This window comes from Pseudoalteromonas sp. MMG010 (assembly GCF_018100905.1).
Lineage (GTDB): Bacteria > Pseudomonadota > Gammaproteobacteria > Enterobacterales > Alteromonadaceae > Pseudoalteromonas.
Genome location: NZ_JAGJEG010000002.1, coordinates 441,595 through 451,475, shown reverse-complemented (window position 1 = coordinate 451,475; position 9,881 = coordinate 441,595). Strand labels below are relative to the sequence as shown.

Annotated in this window: 6 protein-coding genes and 2 tRNA genes; 4 read left to right on the top strand and 4 right to left on the bottom strand. The window is 36.9% G+C overall.

What is annotated here, in order from left to right; translation table 11 throughout:
* Positions 1 to 54: 54 nt before the first annotated feature.
* From J8L70_RS04975 to J8L70_RS04960, 4 genes are all read left to right on the top strand, one after another.
* Positions 55 to 130 (top strand) — tRNA-Lys (locus J8L70_RS04975).
* A 142-nt stretch (positions 131 to 272) separates the two neighbouring features.
* Entirely contained in the window at positions 273 to 1,313 is a 1,041-nt protein-coding gene (gene nadA, locus J8L70_RS04970) for a quinolinate synthase NadA (protein ID WP_211054368.1), read from the top strand.
* A 140-nt stretch (positions 1,314 to 1,453) separates the two neighbouring features.
* Positions 1,454 to 1,543 (top strand) — tRNA-Ser (locus tag J8L70_RS04965).
* A gap of 219 nt (positions 1,544 to 1,762) precedes the next feature.
* Positions 1,763 to 2,122 (top strand): hypothetical protein, encoded by a 360-nt coding sequence (locus J8L70_RS04960; RefSeq protein WP_211054367.1) that lies wholly within the window; start codon positions 1,763 to 1,765, stop codon positions 2,120 to 2,122.
* 371 nt (positions 2,123 to 2,493) lie between these two features.
* Here J8L70_RS04960 and J8L70_RS04955 read toward each other — a convergent pair whose 3' ends face one another.
* The 4 genes from J8L70_RS04955 to metG all read right to left on the bottom strand — a co-directional run bounded on the left by J8L70_RS04955 (position 2,494) and on the right by metG (position 9,870).
* A complete protein-coding gene (locus J8L70_RS04955; RefSeq protein ID WP_211054366.1) occupies positions 2,494 to 4,155 on the bottom strand; it encodes a diguanylate cyclase in 1,662 nt (553 codons plus the stop codon).
* A gap of 225 nt (positions 4,156 to 4,380) precedes the next feature.
* The gene (locus J8L70_RS04950; protein ID WP_211054365.1) at positions 4,381 to 5,316 is read right to left on the bottom strand and encodes an alpha/beta hydrolase; all 936 of its coding nucleotides are present in this window, start codon (positions 5,314 to 5,316) and stop codon (positions 4,381 to 4,383) included.
* Entirely contained in the window at positions 5,313 to 7,694 is a 2,382-nt protein-coding gene (locus tag J8L70_RS04945) for an EAL domain-containing protein (protein ID WP_211054364.1), read from the bottom strand. The genes J8L70_RS04950 and J8L70_RS04945 overlap by 4 nt, the downstream gene beginning before the upstream one ends.
* Positions 7,695 to 7,848: 154 nt before the next feature.
* Positions 7,849 to 9,870 (bottom strand): methionine--tRNA ligase, encoded by a 2,022-nt coding sequence (metG, locus tag J8L70_RS04940; protein WP_211054363.1) that lies wholly within the window; start codon positions 9,868 to 9,870, stop codon positions 7,849 to 7,851.
* Positions 9,871 to 9,881: the final 11 nt, after the last annotated feature.

Sequence of the window (9,881 nt, the reverse complement as noted above, 5' to 3'; positions counted from 1 at the left end):
CTATAATCGGCGGATTTACGCAGTATTACTTATACTTAAAATCAATATCAGAGCGGGTCATTAGCTCAGTTGGTAGAGCAGTGGACTTTTAATCCATTGGTCGATGGTTCAAGTCCATCATGACCCACCATTCTTGGTATCTCCCCCTTATTATATTTTATTCAATTCTTAATTTTTATTTATATCCAGCTACTTTCAACCGCTATTATTTAACGCCATATTCTCGTATAATTCGCCATAATTAATGCACATCAATAAAATGGTCGAGAACAATGAGTTTAGCTCAAACTATTATGCCTGAAGGTTATATTTTCCCTCCTAAACCAGCCCCTTTAACGGCTGTTGAAAAAGATGAATATAAAGCGCGTATAAAACAATTGCTACAACAAAAAAATGCAGTACTTGTTGCCCATTATTACACTGATCCTGAGATTCAAGCCTTAGCTGAAGAAACGGGAGGGTGTGTTGCCGACTCGCTTGAAATGGCGCGCTTTGGAGCACGTCATGATGCCGATATGATTATTGTTGCGGGCGTTCGCTTTATGGGTGAAACAGCAAAAATTTTAACACCAAACAAAACCGTCGTAATGCCAACACTAGAAGCAACGTGTTCATTAGACATTGGTTGCCCGATTGACGATTTTTCTGCTTTTTGTGATCTACACCCCGATCGTAAAGTTGTCGTTTATGCAAATACTTCAACAGCGGTAAAAGCACGTGCAGATTGGATTGTAACCTCTTCATGTGCGCTTGAAATTGTTGAGCATTTAGACGAGCAAGACGAAAAAATCATATGGGGTCCGGATAAGCATTTAGGTAGTTATATTCAAAAAAATACCGGTGCAGATATGATCATGTGGAATGGTGCATGTATTGTACATGATGAGTTTAAAACCAAAGCGCTTAAAGATATGAAGGCTTTGCACCCTGATGCTGGTGTATTAGTACACCCTGAGTCACCAGAGGAAATAGTCGCGCTTGCAGATGCTGTCGGTTCAACCAGCCAATTAATAAAAGCGGCGCAGACAATGACTAATAAAAAGTTTATTGTGGCTACCGATCGCGGTATTTTTTATAAAATGCAGCAGTTGTGTCCAGATAAAGAGTTTTTTGCAGCGCCAACAGCCGGTGAAGGGGCGAGCTGTAAAAGTTGCGCTAATTGTCCTTGGATGGCTATGAATGGCTTACAAGCGATAGAAGAAGCCTTAATAACGCCACAGGGCAAAGAAGTGTTTGTTGATATGGATTTACGCGAAGGTGCACTTAAATCGCTTAATCGCATGTTAGATTTTACTGAAAATATGGTTAAATAACCGTTAAGTATTACTTTACTGTTTGATTTTTATAATCTTTGTATGAATTCTCAGCAGTTAATACACCTGGGCTAAAAAGGGCTTGCACCTAGTTAGCCTATTTCATACTATTAGCGCCGTTAATTGTATAATTAATTTGTGGAGGGATGGCTGAGTGGCTGAAGGCGCACGCCTGGAAAGTGTGTTTAGGTTAATCCCTAACGAGGGTTCGAATCCCTCTCCCTCCACCATCATTTGATATTAGGACGTCTCAAGACGTCCTTTTTTGTGCCTGTAATAAAATACCAATCAATCATTAAACATCTTATCGCTTAATAAAACGAATTTTTGAGCCAAGCGCCGGTTTTAACTTTAGTAAAACCTTTAGCAATCATTACTCTTATTAGTCTTTAATAGCGCACATAACGATGTTATGTTTTAAACATAATGTTTACTGTTAAGGGATCGCAATGGCTTTATCACAAATGCAAATTATTCAATCACTTGGTGAAGCTATGAGCTGGTTAGAAAGGGAGTTGAGCTGGGGTGTACCTGCAACCGAACTGAGGCATTTAACAGGTACAATAGGTGAGCTTTACACCGCATTAATAACAAACGGGCGTATGGCTACTGAGGTCAATCAGGCGGGGTATGATGTAGTATCGGGTACTGGTGAAAGAATATCAGTTAAAACAACAGGTAGAATGCATACAAGCGGCCATATAAGCTTTAATACCAATACACTTGAATTAGTTGACCGTATTATTATTTTAAGAGTCAATACGGATGAAATGCAGTTTGAAACTTTATTAGATGCGCCTGTTAGTTAATTAACCCACCTACTAAGCCGCGTATATTACTCAATGTAAAAGAAGCAACATGGAATGAATACAGATTAGTAGAGCTTGAAAACGGCACCATTGAAGTATTTTTAAATGATGAGCTTGTAACACCCAGTAAGCCTTACTTACGTGATATTGCCAAAGAGCTAGGAATATCAATTTTAAATGGCAACGGAAATCCATTAAATACACGGCAGTTGGGGGCATTCGTTATCAATGAGATTATTACTTAGCCTAAGCTGGTTGGCTAAAAAGAGCGCTAGAAAGTAAACCTTAATACATTTATTAAAGTAAAGATTAAAAAGTGCGATCAAATGCTAAACGCTAGCTCTACTTTTCTTTATTAATATGCAATGCATTTAATTATTTGGCTTAAGGGTAGTAAACGTTGCGCTGTTATTTTTTTTACGTTGGTATTTAAGTGAATACATTCTTTCATCTGCAAGTGTTAAACACTCTGAATATGTGTTGCATTCGGTACTACTTGCTAAGCCATAACTCACCCCCGAAAGTGGCCATTTTTCTTTTACTTGTTGGTGTATATAGTGAAGTGATTTAAGCATTGAAGCACTTAGTTCGGTTAGCTCATCGGCGGTGGAGGCGCTATAGAGGCATACAAACTCATCACCTCCGGTTCTAAATACGTTATCTTGTTGCGTATTGATTTGTGAAATTAAAGAGCTGACAAATACTAATAATTGATCACCCGTTGCATGACCTAATTGATCGTTAATCGCTTTAATTCCATCGCAATCTATAAAAACAATAAAGTAATACTTGGGAACTAACCTTAGCTTTTCCTGAAGTAATAATCGATTGCCTACTTTTGTTAAAGGGTCAATACGAGATTGTTCTAACACTTTTATGTAATTATTTTGTTTTAATTTGAGCCATTCTGAAAGCGACAATAAAATACAAACACAATCTATAGCCAAGGCAATTAATACCCAAAGTTCAATAGAATCTAATTCGATTAAATCTAAGTGCGATAAAATAAATATAACTAATGAAAAACTGTAGACGAGGTTGCCAGTAAAAAAATACTTTGCTCTAAAATCATTATAGTTGAGCATAATATAACCCAGTAATAAGCTAAGAATGACCCAAATGCCAGCAAGTAAGTGAGCTAAATAAAATGCCACATAAAATGGTAATACCACATTAATAACACCACAAATAAATGCGCTATAAGCAAAGTATGTTAAAAAATGGCTGATACGTGTTTTAGTATCTTGATTGAAGTTAAATAAATAAAATGCAAATAGACTGGCAAAGCCAATCGCAAATGGGAAAGTGTAAATACCACCATAATGACTATTAAAGCTATTTTGTGGGGAAAATGATGCAACAACGCCTGCCGCGAATGCCCAACCAATACCATGCAAACCAACATATCCTGCACAAAATAAAGCTACTTTTTGTTGGGTTTTAAAATATAAAATCAGTGCCATACAGCCCAGTGTTAACATCACAGAAATTGTGATTAAGGTGATAGCGTTAATTTTAAACTGTTCAGTGGTGAATTGGTTTTGTGCAGCGATTTTAATGCTTACAGGCTTCGCAAAATGTTTTGCTTTAATATATATCCATAAAGTCCCGGAGCTTGGCTGGTTAAATTGTAATTGAAACGCCTGGCCATGCATTAAAATAGCAGTTTGAGTGGTGTCAGTTTGTGAGAATTGAGCAATTTTTCTTATCCCTTGTTTATCTTGCCAGTAGGCTTTTGCTTCATCAACATAATTTGCTGTTGGTAATACAAACCAGGTACCAGCAGAGGGGGTACTTATTTCAATTTTTGCTATCGCGGCTCCACGCATCTCAGATAAGGTCACTAAATCGGATGAGTCTTTTGTATACGATGAAATTAATTGCTCTGGGTTAAAAGCAGGTTGTAAATTGACTTGATACCAAAGAGGTTTATTCAAAGTGGTTGATTTATCAAGGCTTAATTCATAAGCATGACTTACATTACTTAATATGATTATAAAGAAATAACACAAAAATAAAATATAGCGTTGCATAACAAACCTAAAATCAATGAATTGGGATAATTATAGTGGTTATTTTAAATAACGCGCTGAAAGTGTATAAATTTCTAATAGTGAACTAATTAATATCAGTTTAGCTTGTCGCACATAAAATATATTAATCTGGATCATGTAATCATTTTATAACCAAACTAATTGTTAACGCTGATGATGATAATGCACCGCGCTTAAAATTTATAAGCTTTATAAATTGCTGTTTTAATCGTTTATAATTTCATGTTTTAAAAAAGACTTTAGGTATTTTGCCATTGTCTGCGGATTTTCTTCTTGCGGGATATGACCTAAACCTTTCATTTTTTTTATATGATGACATTCGCTGTGAATTGCAAACTCATTGCAGAATTCAAAAGGGATGATGTTGTCTTTATCGCCCCATAGAATATAGGTCGGAGTAATCAGTTTTTCTTTGCTAAAGGTGCTTGCGTGAAATTGATATTGTTTTAATAATAATACTAAGGCTTCTCTATTTCCTTTACGGCGTGTCATGTGGTCATAGTTATTTATCATCGCTGAAGTTACTTTATTTTTTTGGGCAAGCCCTTTTTGTAAACTTAACTTGATTATAAATTTAGGTAAAATATTTCTTAATATAACAGTGGGTATTGGTATTGCAGCTATTTGCCACGCTAATAGCCTTTTACTATATGGAGCAGGGCGACAGGTCGCATTTATTAAGATGAGTTTATTAACGTGTAGGGGATTGTGCTTAGCGATCCGCCAAGCTATTTCACCACCAAACGAGTTACCAACTAAGCTATAGCGTTTTAAGCCTAACTTTTTAATAAATAACTCAACAAACTGTTGGTAATGCAGCGTCCTGTAATCTTGGCTATTAGGCCATGGCCCAGTTAGTCCAAAGCCTGGTAAATCAAGACTAATAATTCGATAATCGTTTGCTAAATATTGATTTAAATTTTCCCAGGTATAACTACTCGCACTTAACCCATGCAGCATAATGAGTACGTCTGAATCATCATTACCTTGATCGTGGTAATGCACTTTTAACCCATTTATATCTATAAACTTTGAATCTGAAGTTTGCCATTTTTGTATGAGTTGTTTGCTGTCTATCTCGGGAGCGTAGCTATATAAAAAAAGCACAAATACAATAATGAAAACGATTAGGTAAATCACAAAGGAGGAGTCCAAGAGCTTATAAATGCAAGCGTGTCATTTGCATCAGCGGGCTTGGCATAGTAATACCCTTGTCCATAGGTGCTATCCATTGCTTTAAATACTTCAATATGAGTGGCGTACTCAATCCCTTCAACGGTTGTTTCAAAGTTGAGCGCGTGCGCCAAGGATATAATTGATTTTATGATAGCAATGGCTTGGGTATTGTCAGGTTCATCGAGTTTCATAACAAATGAACGATCTATTTTTAATTTATCTAGTGGGATTTCTTGCAAATACGATAACGAAGAATACCCAGTGCCAAAGTCATCGAGGGCTATTCGTACCCCTAATGCTCTAAGTTGAGATAAAGTGTCGGTGATCTTTTCGTAATTATCGATCATTACAGATTCGGTTAACTCAAGCTCTAAACGTTTTGCTGCAAGTTTATGTCGTAAAAGGGTGTTTTTAACACATTCAATAATATTACTTTGACTAAACTGGAGTGAAGAAATATTAACCGAAACGGTTAAATGTTCGGGCCAGTTAGCTGCATCTTTACAAGATTGATCAAGAATAAACTCTCCTAACTGCGCGATTAACCCACTTTCTTCGGCTAAGGGGATAAAGTCTTGTGGTGAAATAGTACCCTTTGTTGGATGTTCCCAACGAACAAGCGCTTCAAAACCTTCAAGCTTTTCAGTTTTAAAATTAATTTGGGGCTGATAATGCATTGTAAATTCGTTATTAAATAATGCATTTTTCATATCGTTTAACAGTGCAAGTTTCGTTCTATTGCTTTCTTGCATATGTTGTTCAAAAAAGCGTATGTAGCCTTTCCCTGATTCTTTTGCATAATAAAGCGCCATATCAGCAAATTTAAATAAATCTTTCGCAGTGCTAGCATGATCAGGTGCAATGGCAACCCCCATAGAGGCAAGCATTTCAATACGGTGCTCTTCTATATATATAGGCTCTTTTAGTAAAGTTAAAATAAGCTCACACATATGCTTAATTTCACTTTCACTAAAGTTATCTATCAATAATATGGCAAACTCGTCACCGCCAAGCCTTGCTAGGAGTAACGATTTATTATTAAGTGATTGTAGGCGTCTGGCTAATGTTTGTAACAGCTTATCACCTGATACATGGCCTAATGAGTCATTCACCATTTTGAAGTTATCTAAATCTAATAACAGTAATCCGCATGCTTTAGTTCCATCTAAAAAAACAGCGTTTAAACGTTCATTAAATTGATGTCGATTGGCAAGTCCTGTTAGGGTGTCAAAGTTAGCCAGTTGCTCCATATTTTGTTCGCGTAATTTAGCCTGAGTAATATCAGATACAACGCCACGCCATCCTAGAAATTGATTTTCACTGTTTAAAAGTGGCTTTGCACTTAATGCCCACCATTTAGTTTCATGACCTAACTGCACCGGTATTTGTAAATGTTTAAATGGCTCTAGCGCATTTAGTTTTTTATTGAGTTGTTGAAAATGGTTTTTACTTTCTTTGCTAATACATAATGTAGACAGTAAAACTGAAAAATCTTGTCCTTCTAGTTGCTCTTTTGTGGTTTTTAATACATCGGCAATATGTAATGAAGTATGTTGCAACTGACCATTTTTATTGGTTTCCCATAACCAATCTCTTGAGCTTTTTTCAAAATCGTTCAACAGCATACCAACAACTTGGTGTTGGCTATCTACCTCAGCTTCTGATTCTAAACTTTTGAGAAACATTCGCGATGAGACTAATACGGTTGAGGCTAAGGTGGTAACAAATATTAACCCTAAAATAATGAGGTATTCGCCACCTCCCCAAAAGTAATTGGGCAAACCAAGTGTGATACCTCCGGTAAAAATGAACACCCAAAGTAAACCGGCAATTGGTAAAAATGAAAACATCCAACTACCTATGCTGGTAAAGGCAATTAAAATAGACATAAGCAATAAGCGACCTTGCTCATTTGTTTCACCAAACAAATGAGTTGCCATTGCAACATGCAATATTGCTGCACACGATAGATTTAAAATCAGTAAAGCAGGGGCATATTTATGAGGGGGCTTTTGATTATATCGATTATTATGACGCCACCACGTAAATATATTATAAAAACCAATTCCCCATAGGCACACGGCCCAAAGAATAAAAGTGTGGTGACTGATATCTTGCCAAAAAACGCCTATGATAAAAGATGAAGTTAGGATGTTCCCACTACTACTAAAAGGAAGTTGTTGAACGATGGCGTTATATTGTCGAGTTTTGAATGTTTTTTGTTGTTCTTTATTTGAAGAAGGGCCATTAATACAGGTGATGATTATAGCAAAAAGCGAGGAAATTTTTAAAATGACACTTCGAAAAAGTGAAATTGTATAGGAATGATCCTGGTTACTCATAATTATTTATACATCCATGAAATGACTATCCACTGCTTTAAGTGGCAATATTAGCATAAAAGGATGAAAGATATATAAGCAAACTGATATTTTAATGTTATGAGCAAACAACATTAAAAAAGCCGTTGCAGGCAACGGCTTTTTATTATTCTTATTACATTACACGCATACCCGGCTCTGAGCCATCGTCTGGGTTTAAAATGTAAATTTCTTTACCGCCAGGGCCTGCAGCAAGCACCATGCCTTCAGACATACCAAAGCGCATTTTGCGTGGTTTTAAATTAGCAACCATCACAGTTAATTTACCTTCAATATCTTCAGGCGCATAAGCTGATTTAATACCGGCAAACACTTGACGCGTTTCGCCACCTAAATCTAAGGTCAGTTTTAATAGCTTGTCTGCACCTTTTACATGCTCTGCTTTTGCTATTTTAGCAACGCGTAAATCCACTTTTGCAAAATCATCAAATTCAATTTCATCTGCAATAGGTTCTTTCGCAAGAGGGCTATTTGGGTCTATTGTTGTTTGCGGTGCTAGGCTTTCGGTTGATTGTTCTACCATTTTATTTACTTTATCCATTTCTACACGTTGCATTAACGGTTTAAATTTATTAATTGGGTGACTAACTAATGCTGTTTGTACGCCTGTCCAGCTAAGCTCATCATTTAAGAAAGCTTCAACGTTTGCAGCCATACCTGGTAGCACCGGTTTTAAATAGGTAATTAACACGCGGAATAAGTTAAGTCCTAACGAGCAAACTTCGTGCGCTTGTTGTTGTTTGGTTTCGTCTTTAATTAAAACCCATGGCGCAGCTGCATCGATAAATTGGTTTGCTTTATCGGCTAACGCCATTATTTCGCGTATCGCACGACTGTACTCTCGGTTTTCGTAGTGAGTAATAATACTAGGCGCTGCCTGTTGAAACTCTTCAAGTAGTTGTGGTTGCATCACGGTGTCGCTTAATTTTCCATCAAACTTTTTGGTGATAAAACCGGCACAACGACTGGCGATATTTACAACTTTACCAACAAGATCTGAATTTACACGTTGCGCGAAATCTTCAAGGTTTAAGTCTAAATCGATAATGCCGCTATTTAATTTAGCAGCGTAGTAATAGCGTAAGTATTCAGGGTCTAAATTATCTAAATAAGTACGGGCTTTTATAAATGTCCCTTTTGATTTAGACATTTTTTCGCCATTGACGGTAACAAAACCATGGGCAAATACATTCGTAGGTTTTCTAAAGTTTGCTCCTTCGAGCATGGCTGGCCAAAATAAGCTATGGAAATAAATAATGTCTTTACCGATAAAGTGATAAAGCTCTGCCTCAGAACCTTCGGCCCAAAATGCATCAAAATCAATGCCAGTGTTATCACATAGATTTTTAAAACTCGCCATATAACCAATCGGCGCGTCTAACCAAACATAAAAGTATTTGCCCGGAGCATTAGGTATTTCAAAGCCAAAATAAGGTGCATCACGGCTAATATCCCATTGCTGCAATCCATCGGTAAACCACTCATCTAATTTATTAGCCAGCTCTTGTTGAATGGTGCCCGAGTGAAGCCATTTTTTTAGCATGTCTTCAAACGCAGGAAGGTCAAAAAAGTAATGTTCAGAATCTTTTAATACCGGTTCAGCGCCTGACATAACAGAACGCGGGTTAATTAATTCTGTAGGGCTGTATGTTGCACCACATGCATCACAGCTATCGCCATTTTGGTTTTCTGATTTACACGTTGGGCAAGTACCTGTAACAAAACGATCGGGTAAAAATATGCCTTTTTCTGGATCGAATAATTGCGAAATAGTGTGTTTTTTAATGTGCCCGGCATCATTTAAGCGGTTATAAATAAGTTCACTAAACTCTTTGTTTTCTTGGCTGTGAGTGCTGTGGTAGTTATCAAATTTAATATTGAAATCAGCAAAGTCGCGTTGGCGTTCTATGCTCACATTTTTAACCATCTCTTCTGGCGTGATCCCTTGTTTTTGCGCATTAAGCATGATGGGTGTGCCATGAGCATCATCAGCACACACATAATAGGCTTCGTGACCCTGAGACTTTTGAAAACGAGCCCAAATATCAGTTTGAATATATTCCAATAAATGACCTAAATGAGTTGGGCCATTTGCATAAGGTAATGCGCTGGTGATGAGGATCTTTCGCTGTGCCATAATTATTCCGA

Excerpts from the sequence above, each read along its gene's own strand:
- metG (WP_211054363.1), bottom strand. The coding sequence starts at position 9,870 with ATGGCACAGCGAAAGATCCTCATCACCAGCGCATTACCTTATGCAAAT.
- J8L70_RS04955 (WP_211054366.1), bottom strand. The coding sequence starts at position 4,155 with ATGCAACGCTATATTTTATTTTTGTGTTATTTCTTTATAATCATATTA.
- nadA (WP_211054368.1), top strand. The coding sequence starts at position 273 with ATGAGTTTAGCTCAAACTATTATGCCTGAAGGTTATATTTTCCCTCCT.
- J8L70_RS04945 (WP_211054364.1), bottom strand. The coding sequence starts at position 7,694 with ATGAGTAACCAGGATCATTCCTATACAATTTCACTTTTTCGAAGTGTC.
- J8L70_RS04960 (WP_211054367.1), top strand. The coding sequence starts at position 1,763 with ATGGCTTTATCACAAATGCAAATTATTCAATCACTTGGTGAAGCTATG.